This is a genomic window from Cohnella phaseoli, assembly GCF_003386235.1.
Classification (GTDB): Bacteria; Bacillota; Bacilli; order Paenibacillales; family Paenibacillaceae; genus Cohnella; species Cohnella phaseoli.
Genome location: NZ_QRDZ01000004.1, coordinates 349,970 through 375,918 on the forward strand (window position 1 = coordinate 349,970; position 25,949 = coordinate 375,918).

The following is a 25,949-nucleotide window of genomic DNA, read 5'->3' on the forward strand; positions in this document are numbered from 1 at the left end:
CTTTTTGGACGTAAGATCAGATTAGTCTAACGTAGAAAAGAGGTTATTCGTCATGAGGGAAATCGATATCGGCGGCTCGGCATGGGAAGTGAAAGGCTTCTGGCCCTGGGTTCCGATCAAAGGAACAAGCATGGAATTGGGCCAAGAGCTGCTCGGCGTGACGGATTGGCTTCCGGCTACCATACCCGGAGGCGTTCATTACGATCTATATCGTGCGGGACTGATTGCCCATCCTTACAAGGACTTAAACAGCCTGCAATGCGAATGGGTGGAAAACCGTTGGTGGCTGTATCGCACTGAGGTTTCCCGGCCGGAGCAGACTGGCGAGAGGATCGAGCTTGTCTTCAAAGGGCTGGATTACGAGGCGGTCGTTTATGCGGGCGGGAAGCTACTTGGCGAGCACAAAGGGATGTACCACGAAGCGGCGTTCGATGTTACAGCTCTGTTCGAGGAGCGGGCAACGCTCGAAATCGCGGTGCTGCTGAAGCATGCCCCCGACGAAATGGCGCAAATTGGCAAGACGTCGGAAACCTTTACGCAGAAGAGCAGATTCAACTACAAATGGGACTTCTCGACGCGGCTTGTTAACCTGGGGATTTGGGACGATGTCGTGCTTAGAGTCCATGAATGCCATTCGATCGGAGAGGTGTATCTACATACGGACGCGGATGTGGATACAGATTCAGATTCAGTCACAGCTACGCGCGGAGGGAGAACGGAAGGTGCAGGTGGGGAGGGCAAGGGCCGAATACGGCTGGACGTCGAAATCGAACAAATCGCGTCGGCCGTCGGAACAGAAGCTCAGGCCAATTTGCGGCTGATCGCGCGCTGCTACGATCCGCAGGGAAAGCTTGCAGCCGAACGAGAGACCGAGGCTCGCATCGGAGGGGAGGTCGTTCTTGAGCTGGAGATTCCGCAGGCGCAGCTGTGGTATCCGAACGGGTATGGCGCACAGCCGCTGTACCAGGTACGTTTGCTGCTTCAGGCCGATGGCGTCACTGTGGACGAGCGAGCGTATCGGACCGGCATCCGCAAGTTGGAATACGTCGCCAACGAAGGCGCACCGGCGGACGCACTTCCGTATACGGTGAAAATCAATGGCAAACGCATTTATATCCGGGGCGTCAACATGACGCCGATCGACCATCTGTACGGCAATGTGACGGACGGACAGTATGCCTGGGCGGTGCGGCTGATGGAGGAAGGCAACGTTAATCTGGTGCGCGTATGGGGCGGCGGGCTCATTGAGAAAACGCGGCTGTACGAGTTGTGCGACGAGAACGGCATTCTGGTCTGGCAGGAGTTTATACAATCCAGCTCGGGCGTGGACAACATTCCGTCAAAGAAGCCCGAGTTTCTCGAGCTGCTGGAGCGTTCGGCGCGAGCTGCCCTAGCTTCCAGACGGAATCACGTATCGCTCGTCGTATGGAGCGGAGGCAACGAGCTGATGAGCGAGCCGAATAAACCGTCGGATCTGACCGACGGGAATCTGGCGCTTCTCCGCGATCTCGTGAGAAAGTACGATCCGAACCGGCTGTTCCTGCCGACCTCCGCCTCCGGCCCGGTCGAATATATCACGGAGGAAAAAGGACTGGGCCACGACGTGCACGGACATTGGAAGTACCAGGGCAACCCTCGCCATTATGAGCTGTACGGGGACAATGACAACCTATTCCACAGCGAATTCGGGGTAGACGGACTGAGCCGGATCAAAAGTCTGCATAAATTTCTCGGCGAAGCCCATCGCGAACCCGTCTCGATGAAAACAAGCATGGTATGGAGGCATCACGGCGAATGGTGGGACACGTTGGAGCGGGATGAAGAGGTTTTCGGACCGATGAAGACGCTGGCCGATTTCTCCGACTGCAGCCAGTGGATGCAGGCCGAGGGGCTGCGTTTTATTCTGGAAGCGAACCGCAGACGCAAGTTCAACAACAGCGGGAGTATTATTTGGCAGCTTAACGAGCCGTGGCCTAATGTATCCTGTACGAATCTCGTCGACTATTACGGAGAGCCGAAGATGGCCTACTACTGGATGAAGCAGGCATTCGCTCCGCTTCACGTCTCGCTGGATTACCGGAAGCTGGACTACGGCAAAGGAGAACCGTTCCGTCATTCGCTGTACGTTCACGCCTGCGAGGCCGGCATTCCCGTTGCGGTGACGGTCGAGGTGCTGGACGTCCAAGGCACGGTGCACCATGTCGCGCGATACGAAGGAACGACGGCGAATGAGCGGGCGCTGCGCATCGGCGAGCTCGATTTTCGCATGCCGGATACGAATGACGGACTCGTGCTGGTTCGAGTGCGCTGCGAGACGGAGCGATGCGATTTCCTGCAGCAGCCCCCGTCCGTCTATTTCTTCTCGATCTCGGATGGGCCGCTGTACGCCGGGGCGCTCACATTCGCCCGCAATGCCAAGACGGCTGTGCGTCGGCATGGGGAATGGCGCTATGCAGAGGGCTTGGCGACGGCGGAGTTTGTCATCGCCAACGAAGGAACGGCAGCGGCTCTGCACGTCCATGCGGAGGAGCTGACGGACCTTTACTGGATGGATACAGACGATCAATATTTCACGCTGCTTCCCGGCGAGACAAGGGGCGTCTCCGTGCGCTGCGTACCTAAGACGGGCGGGGGATTTCTGGCCGAGGAAGTCGCCGCTGCCCAAGCTTCCGACACTTTGCCGCAAATTCGCTTTCGTTCATTTTTGGAGGAACCTACGACCGATTACGAAAGGAACGATGGACAATGACAAACAAGCAAGCGGAGTTGGGACTGTTTTTGCGACGCAGAATGGAGGAGGGCTGGGCCGAAGGCTTCGCCGTTGCCGTCACCGACGCGCAAGCGACCCGCCTGGCGGTCTACGAGGGCGAGACGGCGGCCACCTTAAACAACGAGCGGGTCAGGATCGGAGCCGATACGATCTTTAATGTCGGCTCCGTTACGAAGCCGGTGACCGCCATGCTGCTGGCCAAGCTTGTGGAAGCGGGCGAGCTGACGCTGACCGACAAGGTACGGTCGATCATCCCGGAGTATCCGTTCGAGGATACCGACATCTTTCATCTGCTCTCCCATTCGGCCGGTTACGACAACGATTCGGCCAAGCCGGAGCGCCCGCTTGTGCAGGACGGCGAAGCGGGACGACGGGCGTATTTCGATGCAATCTATCGCATCGCGGACAGGAAGAGCGAGCCGGGGCAATCCGCCCTGTATTTTACCGAAGGCTACGCAATCCTTACCGATCTGATCGAACGCATCGCCGGTACGGATCTGAACAGCTTCGCCCGCGAGATGCTGCTTGACCCACTGGACATGACGCGCAGCACCTTCGACGTCGTTGCCGCCCGCGAAGGCAGCGTCGTCTTCCCGATCGCGACGGACGGCAGAGCGATGTTGGAGCTGGCCGATTGGGCGACGACGGGAGACAGCGGTTTGTACACGTGCGCCGAAGACTTGTTGAAGCTGGGACGGCTGCTGTTGAACGGAGGAGCAGTCGATGGCCGAGCCGTGCTGCACGAGCGCACCGTTCGCTGGCTGCTGGCCGAAGCGAGCGCCGGTAGGTTTAATAAGACGCCGGCCTTTTGGGTGAAGGGTGCCGAGGATCGCTACGGCTGCTTCGGCGACCTGCATACCTCCTCCGTCGTCGGCCATACCGGCTTTAGCGGCTGCATGCTGTGGATTGATCCCGAATACGCCGTCGCTGGAGCGATCGTGACAAACAGCACTCGGCTGCATGAGGATTGGCGGCGCTATAAGAGAATCAACAATCGGCTGCTAAGCTTCGGCGGCGAAGACTGACAGAATCGCAAACGAATTCGCAGCTTTACTGCCTGTTCTCCTCCATGAATAGACCGCTAAGCTAGGATTGCAGCCTTGCAAGCGCTTTATTCTATTCATTACAAGGAGGAATTCATCTATGTTTGGCAAGCTAATGGCAGCGTTCCTCGCAGTCCTCATCATCCTCGCCGTGTCTCAAGGGCCGACGGCGTCCGCCGACCCGACGTCGATCGTTGACGAGCTCGCGGATACGTCCAAGCTGCACGCCTCGACATCCGGCTGGACGATCGACGGCTCGAACCCGGCCTATTTCGATGGCGACGCGAACCGGCTAACGAGAACGTCGACGGCGACGCAAAATGTAGTGTACCGGCTGGACGGCATGAGGACGTATTCCGTCAGAGTCCATTATTTTACCGGGGCGACCGCCGCTCTCAAGTTCTACAGCTCCCCGGACGCTTCCGTCTGGACGGAAGCGCCTTCCGCTAATAACGGCGCGACGGCCGTTAGCAGCGGCTGGTTCAAAGCGACGTATACGCCTCTGAACGATCTTCCGGCGGGAACCCGCTATCTGAAAATCGAAATTAGCGGAGGCAGCGACCACTGGGAGCTTCAGCTTGGCCGAACGGTTATCTCGACGGTTCCTTTGAGTCTGACAGACAACGCCGACAACTGGAGCTTAACGTATTCCCGTTCGGCCAACATGCTGATCGATACGAGCAGCCCGACCTATTTTAACGGAGATGCGTCCCGATTTACGAGAAGCTCAACCGCTTCGGGTTACGTTGCGTATGCCTTTCCCGGCATGACGGATTTTAAGGCGAGAATCTATCTATATGGAGCGGCGGATGCGGCCAAAGTGAAGTTTTACGCCTCCCCGGACGGAATCGCCTGGACGCAAATAGCCAGCGCAAATACGACGCCCGTCGCGACTATGTACGGGTGGAAGTATACCGATTACAGCCCGATCGCGGCTGTACCATCCGGCACCGGCTACCTGAAGGTGGAATTTACCGACACGACGGAGCATTGGGGCACGCAGCTCGGCTCGATCGCGATTCGGACGGACGGCGAAACGACTGTCGCGCCCTCGCGAATCGTACAATCCGATCTGTACAGCGTCGCGCTGGGCAAGACCATGAAATTTAACGTCTATCTGCCTAAAGGCTACGATCCTGGCGTCGACTATCCCGTACTCTATCTGTTCCACGGCTATCAAGGGAACGAGAACGGGTGGCTGAACGGTCTGCAGGTGAAGGAGAAGGCCGACGCGCTGCTGGATCAGGGGCGAATCTTCCCGCTGATCATCGTCTCTCCGCAGATGGACAACAGCTTCGGCATCAACTCGTCGCCGACCTACTCGCTGGTGGACCCAAGCGATCCGACCAATTCCCTGTACAACGGGCGCTACGAGGATTACCTTTTCCAGGATCTCATTCCGTATATCGATTCGAATTATCCGACCGTGACGACAAGGAGCGGCCGATTTGCCGGGGGACTGTCGATGGGCGGCTTCATCGCCCTCCATTCCGCGTTCACGCATCCGGAGATGTTCGCCAAGGTCGGCGGACACAGTCCCGCGGTCGTCATTAACGACGGATCGCTGACGCCGGCACAATACGCCTGGCTGTATCCGAACGAGGCGACCCGGCTGCAGCGCGATCCGCTGGCGCTCGCCCAGAGCAAGGACTTGACGGGGCTGGAAATTTACCTCGATTGCGGCAGCTCGGACGGCTATCATTTCTACCGGGGAACGGGACAGCTGGCCGACTTGCTGCAGCAGCAAGGCTACGACTACGAATACCATTTGAATTCCGGCGGGCACACGCTGGAATATTGGGGAGGCCACGTGGAAGACTATCTTCTGTTCTACGCAGGCACCGGACTGTAACGTCGACAAGACCGCGCCGAGAGACTCTCGGGCGGTCTTGTCGCATTTCCGGAGGTTGACAGGATATCAAACGATTTCGCAGTTTTAACTCATTCTATGCCGAAACGGGAAGCGTTATCATGGAGCTACTATATCCGGAAGCAAGGGAAGGAAGCGAACATGAGCGCAAACACGGGCATTAAAACGTATTCCGGGCACGGAAGGAAGCGAAGGCAATTCATTCTATACTGGCTGAGAGAATGGTCGTCGTGGCTGCTGATCGTTCCGACGCTGTTGTTTTTCTTTTTCTTCTCCTGGCAGCCGCTGTTCCAGGGGATCGTGCTTTCTTTTTTCCGCACGGAGGGCTTTAAGGGAGTCGAATGGAACGGCGTGCAAAACTATATCGACGTCATGCAAAATTCGGTGTTCCAACAAACGCTGATCAATACGTTCGTCTACGTGTTATGGTCGCTGGTCATCGGATTTTTCGTTCCAATCGTCGTCGCTATCGCGATCAACGAGATGAGGCACTGGGGGTCGGCTTTCCGCTTCTCGGTTTATTTTCCCAACATGGTGCCGGGCATCGCCGCCGCGCTGATGTGGATGTTCCTATTCAACCCGGGAGAGGGCGGCGTGCTTAACATGCTGCTCGGCTGGTTCGGGCTGCCGTCGCAGGAATGGCTGCAAAATCCGGACATGACGATCTTCCTGATCATTCTGACGATCACATGGCGGAACTTCGGGGCGACGACATTGCTGTACCTCGCCAGTCTGCAAGGCATCAACAGCGAGCTGTACGAGGCCGCTTCCATCGACGGCGCGGGCATCTGGAGGAAATTCCGCAGCATCACGTTGCCGCAGATCGCCCCGATGATCAGTCTGATGCTGATTCTGCAGGTAAGCGGCGTGTTCCAGGTGTTCAACGAGCCGCTCGTCATGACGGAGGGCGGTCCTAGCAATGCGTCGATGTCGCTCATGCTGCAAAGCTATTTCTACGCTTTCCGCTATTTCGAAGCGGGCCACTCGCTCGCGCTCGGCGTCGTCACCTTCGTCATTCTGATGCTGCTGACGATCGTGTATTTCAAGCTGGAGAAGAAATGGGAAAGGGAGTAGTGATGCGTGTATGAAAACAGGTAAAGGCTCCGGCATCATCGGGGATTTGGAGTACAAGCTGCCCGGGGTTAAGCTCGTCTACTGGCTGATCTTCGCGGGCATGCTCATCGTCTCGGCTGTGTGCATCCTTCCGGCCTTATGGGTCATTCTGTCCAGCTTTAAGGACATCAAGGAGTTTTACGCCGTTCCGCCGACGATTATTCCGCGATCGTTCCATGTCGAAAAGGTGTGGCAGACGTGGAATGAGTTCAGATTTATGAAGTATTATGTCAATACGGGTTACCTGACCCTCGGAGCGGTCGTATTCTGCCTGCTGTTCAACGGCTTGGCGGGCTACTTCTTCTCGAAGTTGAAACCGCGAGGCAGCGCGTTTATTTTCCTGCTCATTCTGTGGACGGTGCTGCTGCCCAATACGGTCGGCATGGTTCCGCTGTTCAGCAATATCGTCGATTTTCCGCTGCTGCATCTAAACCTGACAAACACATACTGGCCGATGTGGTTCATGGCCGCGGTTAATCCGGTGACGATTCTCATCTTCAAAAACTTTTTCGATACGATTCCCGTTTCGCTGATCGAGGCGGCGCGCATCGACGGAGCGACGAAGCTCGGTATCTTCTTTCGCATCGTGCTCCCATTAAGCGTACCGGTGCTCATTACGATTACGATATTGACGATCAACGGGGTGTGGATGGATTTCTTCTGGCCTTATATGGTATTGAAGGACCAGTCCAATTGGACGGTCATGGTGGCGATCTACAATCTGAAGTCGACGCTTCCTATGGATATCCAGTTCGTGGCATTGACGTTTGCGATCGTGCCGCCAGTGCTGCTGTTTCTCATTTTCCAACGCTATATTATGCAGGGCTATGCGATCGGCGGGGGCATCAAGGGATAGCGAATCCGGACAGATTAACAAACCGTTTCGCAGTTTTGTCGCCTACTTGCGGCTCTGGGCCGCGTGATAGGATAAAGGTGCCGGCACCGGGAAAGCGCTTTACAAGAGCATTCAGCAAACGACTACGAAAAGAAGGTTGGGGGAAAAGCATGAATTTCAGCAAAAGAAAAGGTTGGCAATCGGTATTCATCCTACTGTGCGTCTTCGCCTTGGTAGCTGCGGGCTGCAGCAAGGGCGACAACGGCGGAAAGGGGAGCGTAAGCGGCTCGCCTTCCGCATCGGCCAGCTCGACTCCGGCGGCAAGCGGTTCTTCCTCGCCGGAAGAGACAGATAAGCCGGTGACGATCAAGATCAGCAACTGGCCGAAGCCCAATGAAGAGGCGCAGGTCAAAATCTACGACGAATATGTCTCTCAAATGCAGCAGAAATATCCGTATATTACGTTGGAAAAGGACGAGTGGGGCTACGAGGTCAGCTCTTTCCTACCGAAGGCGGCGAGCGGCGAGCTGCCGAACGTATACGAGACGTTCTTCACCGAGGCCGACAAAATCATCAAGGCGAATTATTCCGCCGATATTACCGAACTGCTCAATAAGCATGAATGGGCAAGCTCCTTGAATCCTGAGCTGCTCAAGCTGGTTCAGAAGGACGGCAAATATTACGGCATTCCGAAGGACGGCTACGTCGTCGGCCTGCTTTACAACGTCAACCTGTTCAAGGAAGCGGGACTGGTGGATGCGAACGGCGTGCCGATCTTCCCGAAAACGTATGAGGAGCTTGCCCAGACGGCCAAGACGATCAAGGACAAAACGGGCAAGGCCGGCTTCTTCTTCCCGACCAAAAACAATCAAGGCGGCTGGATGTTCATGAACGTTGCCTGGGCTTACGGCGCGGAATTCGAAAAGCAGGTTGACGGCAAATGGCAGGCGGTGTTCAACTCTCCGGAGGCGGTCGCGGCTCTGCAGTACGTCAAGGACTTGAAATGGAAATACGACGTGCTTCCGGCCAACAATCTGGTAGACATCGGCACGGACATGTTCCAGATGTTCGGAACGGACCAGGTCGGCATGAGCTTCGGCGTTCCGGACTGGGGCAACGCCATTATTCAAGGGTTCAAAATGTCCAAGGACAATCTGGCGATGTCGGCGCTGCCGGCTGGACCGCAGGGCAATGTGACGCTGCTCGGCGGCGGCCTGTACATGTTTGCTCCGCAGTCGACTCCGGAGCAGCTGGAGGCGACGTTCAAATGGCTGCAAGTAAAAGGCTTCTCCCCGCAGGCGACGCCGGAATCGCTCGCCGGTCTGGAGACGCAATCCAAGACGGCCAACGAGCAGGGCATGATCGTCGGACCTCACGGTCTGCGCGTCTGGATCAACGAAGACCGCATCAACGCGGAACAGGAAATCATCAAGAAGTATACGAACGTCAACATGGCGATGTTTGAAGACTATATGACCAACGGCGGCAACGGCTTGCGTCCGGAAGAGCCGGTCAACGCTCAGGAGCTGTACAAGACGCTTGACGTCGTTATCCAATCGGTGCTGACGAACAAGAACGCGGACCCGAAAGCTCTGCTGGACAAGGCGGTTGCCGAGTTCCAGAAGGATTATCTCGATAAGGCGCAATAAGCTTGGTTAACGGGGCTGTCTCATAGGCTCTTCGAGTTGCTCTAAAAGATAATCGATAATAAAGGTGCAAGGTGTATATACCTCCCTCCGATGCTATACGCTCCTGAAATTTGATGGGTAAACCCGTTATAAGGTCATTTCAGGAGCGTATGAGGCAGTCTCCGAGAGGTATATACACCTTACTTTATATATCAACCATCGCAAGCAAATCTGCCTATAAGACAGCCCCGTTATGTCGTACAATGGAAAGAGGAACCCGGACGGAAGGAGGACGCGCATGTTCAAAGCCTTGGACAAACGCATCAAGCTGATTCTGATCCTCGTCGTTCTTGTCTACATCGGCTTGGCCAGCTTTATCGTATTCGGCACGATCAAGGACCGAACGATGGACATGCAGCGCCAGCTCTCCGTCCAATATACCGAGCAGCAGAATAAAAACGCGCAGCTCTATTTGCAGTGGCTGGAAGAAACGACGAGATTGGCCTTGAACCATCCCGGACTGCAGGAGGCACTAGCTTCCGAACGATACGACGATACGCTCGCTCCCGCCCTGGACGGACTCCGGTCATCGAATATGGATATTGCCGGAATCGTCATCTACGGAATCGAGGGAGCCGTTTATTCCACCAGCAACATTTCCGGAATCAAATCCTATTCCGCAATCAGGGAAGAGCCCGAGTTTGCCCGTTTTCTCGCCTCTGACGAAACGTCGAAGTGGCTCATCCAGTCTCCTTACAAGCTGGTTAGCTTCCCCGTCGATCCCCGCACGATGCTGTTCTATATCGAGAAAATTACGGACGCAAGCGGCCGAATGCAGGGCGTGCTGTTTCTGGAGTCGCCACTATCCAGGCTGCACGGTTTCTATCGCTCCGACGATCAGGCGATATCGGGCAATTCCCGAACGCTGTTTCTGACTGACGAAACCGGCGAACTGCTGGAGTCGGAAGGACTCGGCGACGAAAGAATCGAGGAAATCCGCGGTCTGGCGAACGAGCAGATGCCGGAGAACGGCATTCTGATGCGGGAGACGGAGAACGGTATCGTGCTTCTGTATCGGATGTACAAGTCGGAGGACCGCGTCGTCATCCTGATCGATACCGACAGGCTGGCCGACCAGTTGAACTGGCTCAAATACGCGCTGCTAATCGTGAACGGTGCTATCGCGGCACTGTTCGTTTTCCTGATTTTGCAGCTATCGCGGAGCATTTCGGAGCCTCTGAAGCAGCTATACCGCAAAATGCGCCGAACGATGCAGGAGCCTTGACGGCCCACCTCGGAAGTCTAAGCTTTAACGCTTCCTGGGAAAGTCAAGGCTCCTTTTTGATGCGGATATCGGCGGTCGTTCCTACGCCGGGTTCGCTTTGAATGGTGAGGCCGTACTCCCGCCCGTACTCCAGCTTGATTCTCTCGTCGACATTACGCAAGCCGTAGCCGCTCTGGAACAGCGTTTTGCCCGAATGCGGCGCGCCGTCCCCGCTGTCGGAGAAGCCGACGCCGTCGTCGACGACGGTGAAGACGATGTCCGGATCGCGGATTTCCCCTTTCACAACGACGCGGCCTTTGCCGCGCTTCTCGCTGATCCCGTGCTTGATCGCATTTTCGACCAGCGGCTGCAGAATCAGCTTAAGCAGGCGAACCTTCATTAGCTCCTCCGGAATGTCGTACTCGACCTCGAACTTGTCGGGAAACCTCGTCTGTTCGACGGTCACGAAGCTTTGGACGAGCTTGATCTCCTCCTCCACCGGAATAAACTTATCCCCTTTGTGCAGGCTGATCCGGAAAAAGGTCGCCAGCGACGAGATCAGCTTCTCGATCTCGGGCTGCTTCTTCAGACGGGCAATCCAGACGATGGCGTCCAGCGTGTTGTAGAGAAAGTGGGGATTGATCTGAGATTGCAGCGCGGTCAGCTCCATTTTTCGCTGCTTCTCCTTCTCCTCGTCGTTCTCTTGCAGCAGCTGGTTGATCCGGTTGACCATTTTGGCGTAGCTGCTCTCCAGCTCGCTGATCTCGTCGCCCTTCAGCAGAGGTCCGGTCAGTCCCTTCAGCCCCGTCTTGCCGAACAGGTTCAGCTTAGTCTTCAGTCGGGTAACCGGATGCGTAATTTTTTTCGCCAAGAAAACGGATAGGACGAGAAGGAAGACGAACGTCAGTCCCGCGAATAGCAGTGCGTACCGGTTGCCCTCGTCGATGGCGACGAACAGCTCGCGGCTGGACAGCACGCTGACGAACCGCCAATTGACGTCGAAAGCGTCCAGCTTCCGGTTCAGCGGATAGGTGATCATGAAAAAGGTTTTTCCGTCCAACTCCACGTTCCGGTAACCGGCCTCGCGGTCGGGATACAACACGTCGGTAGGCGACAGGACGCTTCCGATCCGGTTCGGATCGGGATGGGAGATGACGACGTCTTTGTCGGACACGAGGAAGGAGTAGCCGAGTCCCTCGAAGCTGGCGCGATGCAGGTTGAGCAGTACCGACTCCTTGATATAGACGACCAAGGTGCCGATATTCTGGCCGGTGTTGAAATTGCGGAATTTCTGCCCGAACGGAATATAAGCGTTGCCGAGCTCGTCCCGCTTGATCGGGCCAACGACCGGCTTGCCGGATTGCTCGATGCGGTTCAGCAGCAGCCGGTCGGGCTCCTCGATCGGCATGTCGTCCGGCTGGAAGCGGTACGTCTTGCCGTCGCGGGTCAGGATCATGACATCGCCGACCATCTCGTTGCCGGCGATCATCCGCTCGATAATGCCGCGAATTCGGCCGCTCTTCTCCGGTTCCGACAAAACCTCGTCTCCGATCGTCTTATAGATGTCGGAATTGACGAGGAAGCGCAGAGACAGCATCTGGATATCGTACACCATCAGCTCGATGCCGATGCCGACCTCCCGCTGGGTTTGCGCGATGTGGCTGTTCATGTTTTTCTTCAAATAATAATTCGAGAACAGGTTGAACACCAGCAGCACAAGACAGAGATGGACGGCAAAGCCGGCGAGCAGCACGAGCACGATCCGGTTTTTAATATTCAACCTGCGGAGCGACGATTGCAGCTTGTTGGCAGTTCTGCTCGCGTTCATTGGCTTTTAGCGAACTCGCTTGGAGGCATTCCGGTCATCTTCTTGAACACCTGGCTGAAATACTTCGAATCGCCGAAGCCGACCAGATAGCCGACCTCGTAGACGCGGTATTTCGGGTCGCGGAGCATGCGCTTGGCCATCTCGATCCGGTATTCGGTCAGACATTCGGAGAACGTCTTATCCAGCTCCTTGCGAAACAGATGCATCAGATGCGTCGGACTGACGTACACTTCGGCGGCTACCTTCTCCACCGTGACGTTATCCGCATAATGGGTGCGAATATAGGCAAGCGCGGCGCGTATCTCGCGCCGGTAGCCGTCTTCCGCTCGCTCGCCCGCCATCAGGACGCGGGCATGGCCGGAGGACGCTCGGTCGGCGGCGGAGGCAGCCGCGTCGTATGAGACGTGAAGCTCCTCCCACCGAGTCGCCTGGGTGCCGATGCCTATGGAGATTTCATCGACGGCATGCGCCAGATCCTCTCCAAGGGATCGTATGCGTGATACGGCGGAATCCGCGTCTTCCCCGAGGGAGACAATGGCCGTCCACTGGCGCGGACTCGTTCGCAGACAGGCCAGTGTTTTTAATGTATGCGCTTCCGCGTGGTGTATAATTTGCTGTTGCAAAGCGGTCGCCGATTCGAGGGAAGCGGACTCCTCCGGCTTGGCTGCGGAAATTACAACCGCAACGAGCGGGAAGATGTCGGCGGGATCGAGCTCCAGCAGCGCGAGTTTCTCGCGCAGCGCATTTTCGTTGGGGAGCTCTCCGAGCAGAAGATCATGCCAGAACCGGCCGGCGATCGTGCCGAGCTCCCGGCTTAGTAGGCCAAGCCTCTCGGAGGCCGATTGGCGATCCTTCGCCTCCCGGCCGACCTTCAGGACGGCCTCGGCCAATTGTTCGATATCGACGGGCTTCAGCAAGTAGGTGGAAGCGCCGTACTGCATCGCCGTCTGGGCGTATTGGAATTCGTCGTACCCGCTCAGAACGATAATGCCCGAGTCGAGCTTATGTTCCTTGAGCTTGGCGATCAGCTCCAGTCCGTTCATATAGGGCATGCGGACATCGGTGATGATCACATCCGGCCGATGAAGCAGCGCCAGCTCCAAGCCGTCTTCGCCGTTATCTGCCTGCCCGACGATTTCCACGCCGCGCTCCGACCAGTCGATCGTCTGGCAGATGCCCGCCCGTACTAGATATTCGTCGTCAACGACAAGCGTTTTCAACATCGGGGTCACCTCGTTTATCATGCTGACTGCGTGATTTCATTGTATCATGCGCATGCCGAACATTTCGCTGGAAACGGCCGCAAATCCTCTCGGACGGAGACGGGTCGGCAGAAAAGCAAACCATTTCGCAGGATTGCTCCCTTCGGATGCCGGGGAGGGCGTGTTAGGATGAAGCCAAGCGTTGCGGAAGCGCTTTATCGGAATGAGGTTTTGGATCGCGAAGCTTGGCGGAAAGAGGGTGTGGGGGATTTCGAAGCAGACGGGAAAAATCGCGCGCGGCCGCCGCTGGGCAGCGATCGTCCTGGCGGCCGTGGCGGCGGGGCTGCTCGCGATGTCGATCGCTTGGGCGCAAAGCCCGACCGGAACGTCCGGTGCGGCGTTGACCGTCGACGGCGAGGAGATTGCGGAAGCGGAGCTGAGGCTGCATATGGAGCGAAACCGGGCGCTGGTCGCCGAAGAATACAGAAGACAATTCGGCGCGGAGACGGACGGAGATTTCTGGACGAGGCGTTATGGCGACGGAACGCCGGGAGAGCGGCTGCGGGCTGTCGCGGGAGAGCAGGCGGTCAGAGCTAAGGTGGAGCAGATGATCGCCCGCGAGGCCGGCGTGCTGAACGACATCGGATACGATGCTTTCAGGCGGGCGCTGGAGACGGAAAACGAGAGAAGGGCCGAGGCCTCCGCATCCAAGCAGGTTGTCTACGGTCCGATCCGGTTCGAGCCGAACGTTTTTTACGGCTACTACATGAGCGGGATCAGGAACGCTGCGATTCGGGCGCTGCTGGACTCAGGGGAGCTGCGGGGGACAGAGAATGAGGCGCGCGGGGAGTACGAGGCTATGGTCGAGCGCAGGCTTGAAGCCGCGCACATCGAATGGAAGCGTTAATTAGGCGCAATAAGTAAGCGTTTCAACAAGAGGAGAAACAATCATCAGGAAATGGGGAATCGAAGTGTTGAAAAAATGGTTAACGGCGGCACTGGCGGCTGTTATGTTGATTGCGGCGGGTCTCCCGGCCGCTCGCGTTTCGGCGCACCCGGCGGTTACGCTCCACGACGAGTTGGGCGACGTGTCGAAAGTGACGGATTATAGCACCAACTGGACGATCGACGGCAGCGGAGCCTCGGCCTTCGACGGAGACGCTACGAGGGCGGTGCCGACCAATCTGAGTGCGGCGTATATCGTCTATTCGTTTAGCGATTTGCAGGATTTCTCCGTACGATTTTATTATTTTGCGGATTCTCAAGCGACGCTTCGCTTCTATGGCTCGCCGGACGGAGTTTCCTGGACGGAGATCGCCGCGGTTCACGATACGCCGACTTCATCCGGGGACGCGGCATGGAAGGGCGTTACTTACTCGCCCACCTCGGAAATCGCGGCAGGCACGAACTTCTTCAAGCTGGAGATCGACGGAAACGTCATAAACTGGCATACACAGCTCGGCTCGGTGGCTCTGAGCAACATCACTTCGGTGCCGCTGATGATCGCAGACGAGCTTGCCGACTGGTCGAAGGTCGATTCTTATACCGCGAATTGGGTGTTTGACGGCAGCGGACCGGCCAACTTCGGCGGCGACGGCACAAGACTGGTGCCTACGGCAGACACGCAGGAGTCGATCGTCTACCATCTGCACGGCATCAAAGCTTTTTCCGCAACCATTCACCGTTTTGCCGACGCCACGTCCGACATCAAGTTTTACGGCTCGTCGGACGGAAGCGTCTGGTACGAGCTTGCAGCCTCGCACGATACGCCGGTCTCGACGGGAGACGCCGCTTGGTCGGGAGCCTCATACACCCCGGCCGCAGCGATCCCTGCGGATACGAACTACTTGAAGCTTGAAGTGAGCGGGGACGACGTGACATGGCATACACAGCTCGGCTCCGTGACCGTCTCCAACCGGGCCGCTTCCGCCGGACAGGGCGACTTTTACGTCGATTCTGCGGGCGGAAATGACGGCAACGACGGCAAAACCCCGGAATCCGCTTGGAAAACGCTCGCCAAGGTGAATGAGCAGACTTTTGCGCCGGGCGATCGGATACTACTTAAGGCAGGCGGGATCTGGTCCGGTCGGCTGCAGCCGAAAGGAAGCGGAACGTCCGACAGCCCGATCACATTGTCCTCGTACGGCAGCGGCCCCAAGCCGATCGTTAACGGCGGCGGCATAGCGGGAGGAACGGTGTATCTGATCAATCAATCGCACTGGGTCATCGAAAATTTGGAGGTCACCAACTCGGCGCCGGAGAGAGGCGATATTTTCCGGGAAGGGATCTTCGTCGAAAACGCGGGAGCGGGCACGATCGAGGGGATACGCATCGCGAACAACTATGTCCACGACGTTTCGGGCAGCTTCCGTTATGCGGGCGGCGATCCCCATGCGTTCGGCGGCATTACCGTATATGCCGGAGGCGGCGCGGGGACGGATCGGTTCGACGGCGTGCTGATCGAAGGGAACATGGTGGAGCGGGTCGGACGTACCGGCATTGTCGTCTGGGACCAAATCTGGAACGGATCGGGGTTCTCTTCCGAAAATGTCGTGATACGCCAAAATTACGTCAAGGAATCCGATAGCGACGGCATTCTGACGTTCGGCGTCGACGGCGGGCTGATCGAGCACAACGTCGTGGAAGGAGCCGGCGTTTATTCCGAAGCCGGGCAGTTTAACGGCACTGCGGCGATCTGGCCGACGAGGGGCAAGAACAACGTCGTGCAGTTCAACGAAGCGTTTAATACCTACAAGCCCGAAGGCGACGGCCAAGGCTTCAACCTGGACATCGATACGACGGACAGCATCGTTCAGTATAATTACAGCCACGACAACCAGGGCGGCTTTATCCTGTTCGTCGACGCGACGAACACGCCCGGTACGGAGATGGGCTCGACAAATAACATCGTCCGGTACAATATCAGCCAGAACGACGCGAAGCATACGTTTACGTTTGCCGGCGGCGTATCGGCAGGTACGCAAATCTACAATAACACGGTCTATATCGGAACGAACTCCAACGCCAAAATCATCGATCACGAGTGGGACGACGCGGGAGACGTGAACGCTCCTTATTCCTTCAAGAACAACCTGATCTACAACCTGGGCAGCGGAGGCTACAACTTGCCGGGCGCGGGCGGCGTATTCGACAGCAACCTGTTTTACGGCAACCATCCCGCAAGCGAGCCGGCCGACGCGAACAAGGTGACGGACAATCCGCTGCTCGTGTATCAAGGGGGAGGAGCGCAGGGCTGGAGTTCCGTCGACGGTTACAAGCTGCGAGACGGTTCTCCGGCGCTTGGGGCGGGAGCCGTCATTCCGGACAACGGCGGCCGGGATTACTGGGGCAATGCGATTTCTCCGACGTCCGCGCCGAATATTGGGGCGTTCGGCGGAGCGGGGCTCGATCCATCCGGCTTGCCGACGGCTCCGGTGGACGATTTTACGCCAACCTATCAGGGGCTGAGCATTACGCCGAAAATTGCCGCAGACAAAAGCGGCCGCACCTCGCTTCTCCTCCGGTTCGCCAACGACTCGGAGTCTGCGAATCTATCGATCGCGAATATCGAATGGAGCGTCGGCGCGTTAAGCGGCAAGCTGGAGAAGGCTCCCGCGGTCGCCGCGGGCAAGTCATGGGAATATGAAATTTCTCTTCCGGGATTGGCGGAAGGGGTGCACTATCCGTTTAGTCTCACAGCCGACATCGCAGGTTACAAGCCGATTAGCGTGACGAAACAGATCGACTTCAACCGCGTTCTGCAGCTAACCGACAAGCGCGATTCGGTCATGATCGATTTGGCCAAGGGCAATCTTGTCGTCGAACCCACGTTTACCTATTCAGGCGAAGATGACCTGAGCGGCAAGCTCAGTCTGCGCTGGGACAACGACAATCTGTATCTCACCGGCGAAATTCGGGACGATGTATTTTCTCACGGCTCTTCGGGCATCGAAATTTTTCGCAACGACGGAATTCAATTCAGCATTGGACCCGGTATGCCGGGCGACAGCGGCACCTGGTACGAATACGGGCTTGCCATGACGCCTAACGGGCCGGAAATCTATCGTTGGATGGCGATGCAGGGCATGAAGACCGGCAGCGTGGAGAACGGAAGGCTGCAAATCGAACGAGACGAAGACAAGAAAACGACCTCTTACCAGCTCAGCCTGCCGTGGACCGAGCTGAAGCCGATCCAGCCGAGGGAGGGGCAGTCGCTCAGCTTCTCCCTGTTGGTTAACGACAACGACGGAACGGGCAGAAAAGGCTACATCGAATGGGGGGGCGGCATCGGCGGATCGAAAGACCCCACGCTGTTTCGCAGCATCGTTCTGATGGGACCGCTCAAGGAAGACGGCAACTCTGGCAGCAATCCGGGCAGCGGTTCCGGCGGTGTTGGAGGAGGAGGCGTTCCGTCCGGATCTTCCGCGACCGTGGGAGACGGCAGCATTACAGTGAAACAGCCTGCCAAAGGTGCTGCGGACATTCTGCTGCGGGTCGAGGACGTTCTTCGAGCTCTGGCAAAGGCCGACGGCGCGCTTAACGTTAATGTGGAGAATGACGGGACTGGTTCGCAGGCCGATGGAGCAGTCGTCCTCGTCCCCGCAAGCGTGATCGAAGCGATGAAAGGCAAAGCGGATTCGCTTGTCGTCCATATCGCTGGAGCTACGGTGTCCATTCCGCAGAAGGCTCTGGCGGCAAGCGGCGCTTCCGATGCTAAGCCGCTGTCCATCGGTCTGAAGAAGACGGATGCGGCTTCGCTGCCTGAGGGGACGCGCGAAGCTTGGAAGGGCTGGCCGGTCTACGAGTATTCATTAACGGTAGATGGCAAATCGGTCGACTCCGGCGCAGAGCCGATGACAGTGTCCGTAAAATACGCGCTGAAGGTGGGCGAGCAGCCGCATCGGATCGTCGCTTACGTCATTGGAGAGGACGGAGTTCCGGTCGTTATCGCGAATGCGAAATATGACAAAGTTGCTGGCGTGTTAACCTTCCAGACGACCCAGTCCGGTCGGTTCGGCGTGAAACATGTCGTCTCTCCTTTCTCCGACTTGGCTGAGGCGAAGTGGGCGATGGAGATGATCGAAACGCTTGCTGTACGGGGAATCGTTTCCGGCACGCCGGACGGCAAATACGAACCGAACCGGAGCGTGACCCGCGCAGAGTTCGTGCTGAGCCTTGTTCGTCTGCTCCAACTGGAAAAAGGTAACGGGCAGGCTGCGGTCTTCTCCGACATCGGAGCAGACAGCGAGTATCGCGCGGCGATCGAGATCGCCAGCGCTCTCGGCATCGTCAAAGGCAAAGGGAACGGCATGTTCGGCCCGAACGACCCGATCTCCCGAGAGGAGATGGCGACGTTTCTGTTCCGGGCGCTTCCGGGGCTGAAGAAGGGAGACGTCTCTTTCAAGGATCAGGCTTCGATCGGAGGCTACGCTCGGGAATCCGTCCAAGCGCTGCACGCTGCGGGCTTGATTCAGGGCTACGCCGACGGCAGCTTTAAGCCGAAAGGGCTGACTACGCGGGCGGAGGCGGCGTCCGTGCTCTACCGCCTGTGGAATAAGTAAGAGGCAGCGGGCCTCAGAACGTCAAGGATGATTTCGATCCTTGGCGTTCTTTTTATCTGCGTGGGTCAGAGGAATGCGGGTTTGTCGAGCGCAGCTTATTGGAGTATTTCGCAGGATTGCGCCCTATTGAAGCTTTTTTTGCGATGCTATGATGAAGGTTGACAGCAAGCCCGGGTCGCCGCGATGCGACCGGAATAACGGCTTGCCATAGACCAACAACAAGCTGCGAGGTGCCCACCAATGACTCAAACCGACGCATCGTTCCTCCCTTTCGGGTTTCAATACTATCGATCTCCTACGCCCTTTCGGGACCAATGGGAGCGCGACCTGAAAAATATTGCGGACAAAGGCTTCAACTGCGTGAAATATTGGGTGCAATGGCGCGCCAGCGTACCGGAGGAGAACCGGTACGAGTTTGGCGATATCGCCGAACTGATGGACCTGGCCGAGCGCTTCGGCCTCAAGGTTGTGCTGAACGTTATTTTCGACGTGGCGCCGGCGTGGTTTTATAAGAAATATCCGGATTCGAAAATGATCGCCGCGGACGGCTCCGTCGTCGAGCCGCGGGCGCTCAGCTACCGGCAGATCGGGGGAGCGCCGGGACCGTGCTACCATCATGGACAGGCGCAGGCGGAGAAGGATCGGTTTCTCGAAGCGGCCGTTCTGGCGTTCAAGGATCATCCCGCGCTGTGGGTGTGGGATCTGTGGAACGAGCCGGAGCTGACGACGGGAATCAAGCGCTCGCTGACGTTCGACAACCAGGTATGCTACTGCGAGCATTCGCTGACCGCGTTCGGCGGCTGGCTGGAGCAGAAATACGGGACGCTGGAGGCGTTCAACGAGAAATGGCAGCGCAATTACGCCGACTGGTCGGAGGTCGAGCCTCCGCGCGGACAGGCGGTGTTCAACGATCTTGTCGACTGGCGGCTGTTCATGTCCGATGCGCTGACCGACGATCTAATTCGCCGTGTTGATGTCGTGAAGCGCCATGATCTCGTCCATCAGGTCATGGTTCATACCGTTCCCGCGCCGATTTTCAATCTGATTACGGCAGGCTCGGACGACTTCAAGCTGGCCGAGCCGTGCGATCTGTTCGGCAACAGCCTCGGCTCTTCGGCCTGGTCGGCGGATCTGCTGCTATCGGCGGCCAAGGGCAAGAAGGTGATCAACTCGGAAATTCACGCGCTGCCCGGGCATACGGCGCTGAAGCCGAAGCCGCTGGACTTCCGCGAGCTGAAGCGGCATCTGCTGATTCCGCTGGCGCGCGGCATTACGGGCTACCTGTTCTGGCAATACCGGCCGGAGGTTCTCGGCCACGAGGCTCCAGCCTGGGGCAGCACCTATCTGGACGGGAGCGAAACGCCTTGGCTGCGCGATATGGCGAAACTGAACGGCATGATGCAGCGGAACAGGGAGCTGCTCTGCGACGCCTCGCGGCCTTCCGACGGGATGGCGATCCTGATCAGTCCGGAAAACCAGATCGTCAACTTTTCCGTCTACGCCCATCTCGACACCTACAACGATTCCGTTCAAGGCGCTCACAAGCTGATGCACGATTTGAACTATAAAGTAGAGTTCATCCATGAAGGCGACTTGTCCAAGGAGATGTTGTCCCGCTATCGCTGCTTATGGATGCCTTATCCGCTCTATATGAGCAGCGCGGCGAGCAACACGATTCGGGAGTGGGTCGGAGCAGGGGGCACGCTCATCTCGGAATGCTCGTTCGGAGCGATTCAGGCCGAGAACGGCACCCACAGCTACGAGGTGCCTGGGTACGGCTTCGGCGAAGTGTTCGGCGTCCGCGAGAAATGGATTCACTCCGCGGAGCATCTCGACCACAGCTATCATAATCTGACCCTTCGCTCGCAGGAGCTTATTCCGCTCGCCATTCGCCCGGAGGGGTGGGAAAACGCGAAATCTCGTTTGGAGAGGAGCGGATCAAAAGAGGGACCGAAAGAAGCTCTGCTTGGCACGGCCGGATACGGCTCCTACTATCAATCGGAGGTTGAACTGGCGGAGGGAACGAGAGTGCTGGCGGATTTCGCCAAGGATGGCTCGCCGGCCCTCGCCGTTGCCGCTTACGGGAAAGGCAAAGCGGTCTGGATCGGCACGCTGCTGGCAGCGGCTTATTGGAAGATGGGCCATGCTTCTACGGCGGAGACGTTGGGAAGCCTGCTGCGCGAAGAGCTTGGCTTGCGGCCCTATGTCGGCGTGACGGGAGGCTGCATTCGCGCCGACTTGTCCGTTGGCAAGGATGGGGCAAGCGAACGTAGCCTGCTGTTCGTCCACAACTGGGGCGAAACTTCGGAAGAAGCGGAGATCGCGCTGCCGTTAGCCTGCGCGTATGCCGAGCCTTGGTTCGCGGACGGCAAGGAAGCCGCGCGTCTGGATCCGGCTCGCTCCGACCGGCTGGCCGTTCGGTTGGAGGCCGGGGACATCCAGGTCTACGAGCTGCATGGAGTAGAGAAGCGATGAGCGGCTCGAATCGTTCGACGGCACTGCCTGCTCACGATTTTCCCGTCGCGACGAATTGGGACGCCTCCTTAAATGAAGGAAGGGGAGGACCGCGACCGGGAGGAACGGACGGCATCGGCGAGGTGCGTTTGAACGGGGGAGCGGTTGAGGCGGTGCTGCCGCTGCAGGACGATGATTCTGGGAATCCGTACTTGTACCGTACGGAGAAGTATGCGCTGTTCGCGGGGGAGCCTGGAGGCGAAAGGATGCGAGCGCCTGCTTACGAATGCTACATCGGAGAAACGTACAGCTTGTACCGGGTGACGGAGGAGGTTGTGCGCAAGCTGTCGGACGACTGCCTTGCGGCAACGAGGTATCCTGCCGTTGTTCGCCGCTTCGATACCGGTGCGAATGAGTTGGCCGACGTTCCGGCGTTCCAGCTCGTTCACGGCTGCGTTGTCGGAGAAGGGCAGCATCGCAGCATGGCAACCTTTATTTTGCCGCCTTATTGGCGGCCGGATTCCGTGCAGGGATATACCGCCTTGTTCAGCGGGTTTTACGACCAGAACGAAAATGTCTTCGGCAGCGTCGGTCCGCCGTTATTGAAGGCGTTAGGAGATTCGCTCAAGAGCACGGGCAGGGGCTCCGTTGGCATCGTCTGGAACGGCGGCGGATCGATCGGAACCCGAACGCTGCAAGGGTCGATCTACGGCAATCTGAACGATCTGTTCGCTGAGGCTAATCGCCGATTCAGGGTTGATCCGCATGCCATCGTCGCCGTAGGAGGGTCGCGCGGGGCGATTGCAGGGCTCGTCGCCGCCGGCAATCCGCAGCGCTCGGGTTATTCAATTCCGTATCTGGTTTGCTACAATCCTCCGCTTTTTTTCGGAGACGATCCGTCCGAGCTGCTGAATCCGGCTTTTCCTGTTCGGTGGGACGCGGTCCGAGGCGACATCGGCTACAAGGAGGCATGGCGACCAGGATGGACGGGGCCGGACGGCGAGTCGGCGATCGAGCGGTTTCTGACGCTGCAGTTTGGAACGGCCGATCGCGATCTGATCGTGCAGGAGCTGGGGCCGGCTTCCGATCGTCTTCTCCAAGGACTGAAAGACTCCGGTACGAAGGTCTGTCTGAATCACGGAACGCACGACGCGTTTACGCCAAGCTGGCCGGCGTTCGAATGGGCCGAACGAGCTCGGCGGAGGGGCGTTCCGGTGCGGCACGAGATAGGCTACCGTTTCGGTCATAACAACTGCACGGACCCTTACGCCCGGGCCGCGGAATGTCTTGCCGCTCTCGTCAAAGGAGAGGAGCTGCTCGCGGAAGGGACATGGCATTATTGTCGAGCTAGCGAAGCCGCCGATGAATGGGCGCTCTCCGAGCGGTTCGAGCCGACCGTTCAACCGGCTTTCCTGGAGGTGCCCAAAGCAGTCATTCCCGGGTTTCCGATCTATCTGGCCGTCTACGGCTCGGCCGGCATGGCCTACTCGGTGGAGGTGCTGGAGAAACGGGAAGAGACATGGGGAGAGGCATTCGTCCTGGCGGCGGGCGTATTAAGCAAGCGAGACGGATTCGCGCACGACGGCTCATATCGCAAAATCATGATGAACGTTCCCGACCGACTCATTCCCGGAACGTACGCGTACCGGTTTCGCTACCGAAGAGAGGGAGAGGCGGCTTGGAGCGAAGCTCGTTTGCTGCCCCATCCGGGTGAAGAAGGTCCTGCCGTTTGGGAGGTGCTGTCGGATATTCCGAATTTTACGGATGCGGCTTGGCTTGAGCGGACGATGCGCCATGCGATTGGGTGGGGGTTAAGCGAGCGGTAGCCGCGTGGGGCGTCTACTCGCCCGGCTATGAATTAGGCTGTTCCAAGGTCGCGAAGCGGCCGAGGGGCGGCCTTTTTTGACGCTCCGGAAAATATAAAACTTGCTATCCTTATCTGAATCGTCTTCGACAAAAACTCGATTTTGCGTCTAGAGGACGCCAAAGGCGTTTTTGTTTGGCAGCTGTAAGAATTCGTATGAGTAACTATGCATTGATTTGAAGGGAACGAGGCATTTTATAAGATTTTTCATACACGGCAGGTTCGATCAGCGCCGGATTTTTGAATTTTGTATGATACGTCATACAAATCGGCCGGGGGTGACCGAAAAAGGTGGATTTGTATACGATTTATCGCACAAAGTGCCGTAAACGAGGGCTCGAAACAGGATAGTCAGAGGACGCCAAAGGCATTTTTGCTTGTTATCGGAGCGTCAATTATGTCATCGTTTCGTTAAATGTTGCGGATTTCGTTGAAAGGCGGTGAGGTCGGCAGTATGATGTGTAAAACAAATATAAACAACATAAAACCACATCAAAACAAAATTTTCATGGACGAGAAGACGATAATAAATCATCGGCTTTCTGAATCCGTGAACGATTAGGAGGGCTATATGGACAGAAATTATTTGCTGCTGACACCGGGGCCGCTATCGACGACCTCGACGGTCAAGGAAGCGATGATGCGAGACTGGTGCACTTGGGATGACGATTACAAGGGAATCGTTCAGGATATTCGCGGACGGCTGCTGTCGCTGGCTCAAGCCGACGTGGATGCGTATACTGCTGTTCTCGTTCAAGGCAGCGGAACGTTCGGGGTCGAGGCGGCGATTGGCACGGCGGTGCCGAAGGAAGGCAAGCTGCTTGTGCTGGAGAACGGCGCTTACGGGCAGCGGATGGAACAGATCGCCGGAGTGCTTGGCATTCAGCACTGTACATTAAACGGGACGCCGGATCGAGTGCTCGACGGGGAGCGGGTAAAGGCCGTTTTGGAGGGAGATGCCGACATTACACATGTCGCTTTCGTTCACTGCGAGACGACGACGGGGATTCTGAATCCGCTCGAAGAGATCGTAAGAGTCGTGAAGGATCAAGGTAGAAAAGTGATCGTGGATGCGATGAGCAGCTTCGGCGGCATCCCCATTGCGGTTGGCGAGCTGGGTATCGACTACTTGATCAGTAGCGCCAACAAGTGTATCCAGGGGGTGCCGGGCTTCAGCTTCGTTGTGGCCAAGAGAAGCGTATTGTCCGAATGCAAAGGCAACGCCCGTTCTTTGGCGCTGGACTTGTACGATCAGTGGGAGACGATGGAGCGGGATTCGGGAAAATGGCGTTTTACCTCTCCGACGCATGTCGTACGGGCGTTTCATCAAGCTCTGATCGAGCTTGAGCAGGAGGGAGGCGCTCAGCGGCGCTGCACTCGATATGCCGACAATCAGAGGACATTGGTACGACTTATGGAGGAGGCTGGCTTCGAGGCCTACTTGCCGGTGGAGACGCAATCTCCAATAATCACGACATTTAAGTATCCGCTGCATATTCCGTTTGCGTTTGTCGGTTTTTATTATTTTCTTAAAGAGCGCGGTTTTGTCATCTATCCAGGCAAATTGAGCGATGCCGAGGTGTTTCGGATCGGCACAATCGGCGATGTGCATAAGGGCGACATTGAGCGTTTGTGCGAAGCCGTGTCCTCATATGTCACTTCCGCACAACAAGGAGGAATCGCAATATGAGACTACGGGGAATGGTTTTGGATTGGGCCGGAACGACGGTCGATTACGGCTGTATGGCGCCGGTACAGGCGTTCATGGAGGTTTTCCGGTCGCTAGGGCTCGAGCCGACGATGGAGGAAGTGCGCGCTCCGATGGGGCTGTTGAAGTGGGATCATATTAAAACGATGCTGGAAATGCCTCGAATCAGTCGACAGTTCGAGGAGCGAATGGGACGTTCTTTTACAGATGAGGATGTGGATCGCATACATGAGCTGTTCGAGCCGAAGCTGCTGGGCAGCCTGGAACGATTCTCGCATCCGATGGCCTCCGTCGTCGAAATTGTCGAGAGACTGCGGGCGGACGGCATGAAAATCGGTGCAACGACCGGCTATACCGATACGATGATGCGCATTGTCGCCGAGACGGCCCGCAAAGACGGATATGAGCCGGACTGTTGGATTACGCCGGACTCGGTAGGCGGCAAGGGACGCCCTTACCCTTACATGATCTATACCAATATGATTCGTTTGGATATGGGACTGCCGATACAAGTGGTCAAGGTCGGAGATACGGCGTCGGATATGCAGGAAGCGAGAAATGCCGGCGTATGGGCGATCGGCATTCTGAAGGGCAGCTCCATGCTGGGGCTGTCGGAGGAGGAAACGGCATCAATGCCGGCTTCCGACTTGGAAGCACTGCTGGAGAAGGCTAAGCGGCAGTATATCGAGCAAGGCGCGCATGACGTTGTGGAGATATTTTCGCAGCTGCCCGATGCCGTTGAACGGATAAATCGACGATTACTTGCAGGTGAGAGGCCATAGGACGGATAGAGGAATTGAACTGGGCGA

General features: G+C 57.3%; 15 protein-coding genes. 13 read left to right on the forward strand and 2 right to left on the reverse strand.

The window, feature by feature from the left end; all coding sequences use genetic code 11:
- Nucleotides 1-52: 52 nt before the first annotated feature.
- The 7 genes from DFP98_RS07580 to DFP98_RS07610 all read left to right on the forward strand — a co-directional run bounded on the left by DFP98_RS07580 (nucleotide 53) and on the right by DFP98_RS07610 (nucleotide 10,544).
- Complete coding sequence (locus DFP98_RS07580) at nucleotides 53-2,749, forward strand: glycoside hydrolase family 2 protein (RefSeq protein WP_116059965.1); 2,697 nt, start codon at nucleotides 53-55, stop codon at nucleotides 2,747-2,749.
- Nucleotides 2,746-3,795 (forward strand): serine hydrolase domain-containing protein, encoded by a 1,050-nt coding sequence (locus DFP98_RS07585; protein WP_116059966.1) that lies wholly within the window; start codon nucleotides 2,746-2,748, stop codon nucleotides 3,793-3,795. The genes DFP98_RS07580 and DFP98_RS07585 overlap by 4 nt, the downstream gene beginning before the upstream one ends.
- A gap of 118 nt (nucleotides 3,796-3,913) precedes the next feature.
- Nucleotides 3,914-5,665, forward strand: a complete 1,752-nt coding sequence (locus DFP98_RS07590) for an alpha/beta hydrolase (protein WP_116059967.1) — start codon at nucleotides 3,914-3,916, stop codon at nucleotides 5,663-5,665.
- 159 nt (nucleotides 5,666-5,824) lie between these two features.
- On the forward strand, nucleotides 5,825-6,757 hold the full coding sequence (locus tag DFP98_RS07595) for a carbohydrate ABC transporter permease (RefSeq protein ID WP_116060012.1): 933 nt from the start codon (nucleotides 5,825-5,827) through the stop codon (nucleotides 6,755-6,757).
- A gap of 10 nt (nucleotides 6,758-6,767) precedes the next feature.
- On the forward strand, nucleotides 6,768-7,652 hold the full coding sequence (locus tag DFP98_RS07600) for a carbohydrate ABC transporter permease (RefSeq protein WP_116059968.1): 885 nt from the start codon (nucleotides 6,768-6,770) through the stop codon (nucleotides 7,650-7,652).
- A 149-nt stretch (nucleotides 7,653-7,801) separates the two neighbouring features.
- A complete protein-coding gene (locus tag DFP98_RS07605; RefSeq protein ID WP_116059969.1) occupies nucleotides 7,802-9,280 on the forward strand; it encodes an ABC transporter substrate-binding protein in 1,479 nt (492 codons plus the stop codon).
- A 277-nt stretch (nucleotides 9,281-9,557) separates the two neighbouring features.
- Nucleotides 9,558-10,544, forward strand: coding sequence for a cache domain-containing protein (locus DFP98_RS07610; protein ID WP_116059970.1), 987 nt, complete (start codon nucleotides 9,558-9,560; stop codon nucleotides 10,542-10,544).
- A gap of 43 nt (nucleotides 10,545-10,587) precedes the next feature.
- Here the strand turns inward: DFP98_RS07610 and DFP98_RS07615 are convergent, their stop codons facing one another.
- Together DFP98_RS07615 and DFP98_RS07620 are read right to left on the reverse strand one after the other, a co-directional pair.
- On the reverse strand, nucleotides 10,588-12,351 hold the full coding sequence (locus tag DFP98_RS07615; RefSeq protein WP_116059971.1) for a cache domain-containing sensor histidine kinase: 1,764 nt from the start codon (nucleotides 12,349-12,351) through the stop codon (nucleotides 10,588-10,590).
- Nucleotides 12,348-13,574 carry a response regulator transcription factor gene (locus tag DFP98_RS07620; protein ID WP_181917548.1) on the reverse strand — a complete coding sequence of 409 codons (1,227 nt, stop codon included), beginning with the start codon at nucleotides 13,572-13,574 and terminating at the stop codon, nucleotides 12,348-12,350. The genes DFP98_RS07615 and DFP98_RS07620 overlap by 4 nt, the downstream gene beginning before the upstream one ends.
- A gap of 181 nt (nucleotides 13,575-13,755) precedes the next feature.
- On the opposite strand from DFP98_RS07620, the gene DFP98_RS07625 reads away from it, so the two are divergent.
- From DFP98_RS07625 to phnX, 6 genes are all read left to right on the forward strand, one after another.
- Entirely contained in the window at nucleotides 13,756-14,460 is a 705-nt protein-coding gene (locus DFP98_RS07625) for a hypothetical protein (protein WP_116059973.1), read from the forward strand.
- 64 nt (nucleotides 14,461-14,524) lie between these two features.
- On the forward strand, nucleotides 14,525-19,114 hold the full coding sequence (locus DFP98_RS07630; protein WP_181917549.1) for an S-layer homology domain-containing protein: 4,590 nt from the start codon (nucleotides 14,525-14,527) through the stop codon (nucleotides 19,112-19,114).
- A gap of 240 nt (nucleotides 19,115-19,354) precedes the next feature.
- The gene (locus DFP98_RS07635; protein ID WP_116059975.1) at nucleotides 19,355-21,589 is read left to right on the forward strand and encodes a beta-galactosidase; all 2,235 of its coding nucleotides are present in this window, start codon (nucleotides 19,355-19,357) and stop codon (nucleotides 21,587-21,589) included.
- Nucleotides 21,586-23,394 carry a hypothetical protein gene (locus tag DFP98_RS07640; RefSeq protein ID WP_116059976.1) on the forward strand — a complete coding sequence of 603 codons (1,809 nt, stop codon included), beginning with the start codon at nucleotides 21,586-21,588 and terminating at the stop codon, nucleotides 23,392-23,394. The genes DFP98_RS07635 and DFP98_RS07640 overlap by 4 nt, the downstream gene beginning before the upstream one ends.
- Nucleotides 23,395-24,003: 609 nt before the next feature.
- Entirely contained in the window at nucleotides 24,004-25,122 is a 1,119-nt protein-coding gene (gene phnW, locus DFP98_RS07645) for a 2-aminoethylphosphonate--pyruvate transaminase (protein ID WP_116059977.1), read from the forward strand.
- Nucleotides 25,119-25,922: a phosphonoacetaldehyde hydrolase gene (gene phnX / locus DFP98_RS07650; protein WP_116059978.1), complete on the forward strand. Its 804-nt coding sequence runs from the start codon at nucleotides 25,119-25,121 to the stop codon at nucleotides 25,920-25,922. Before phnW ends, phnX begins: the two co-directional genes overlap by 4 nt.
- Nucleotides 25,923-25,949 lie beyond the last annotated feature (27 nt).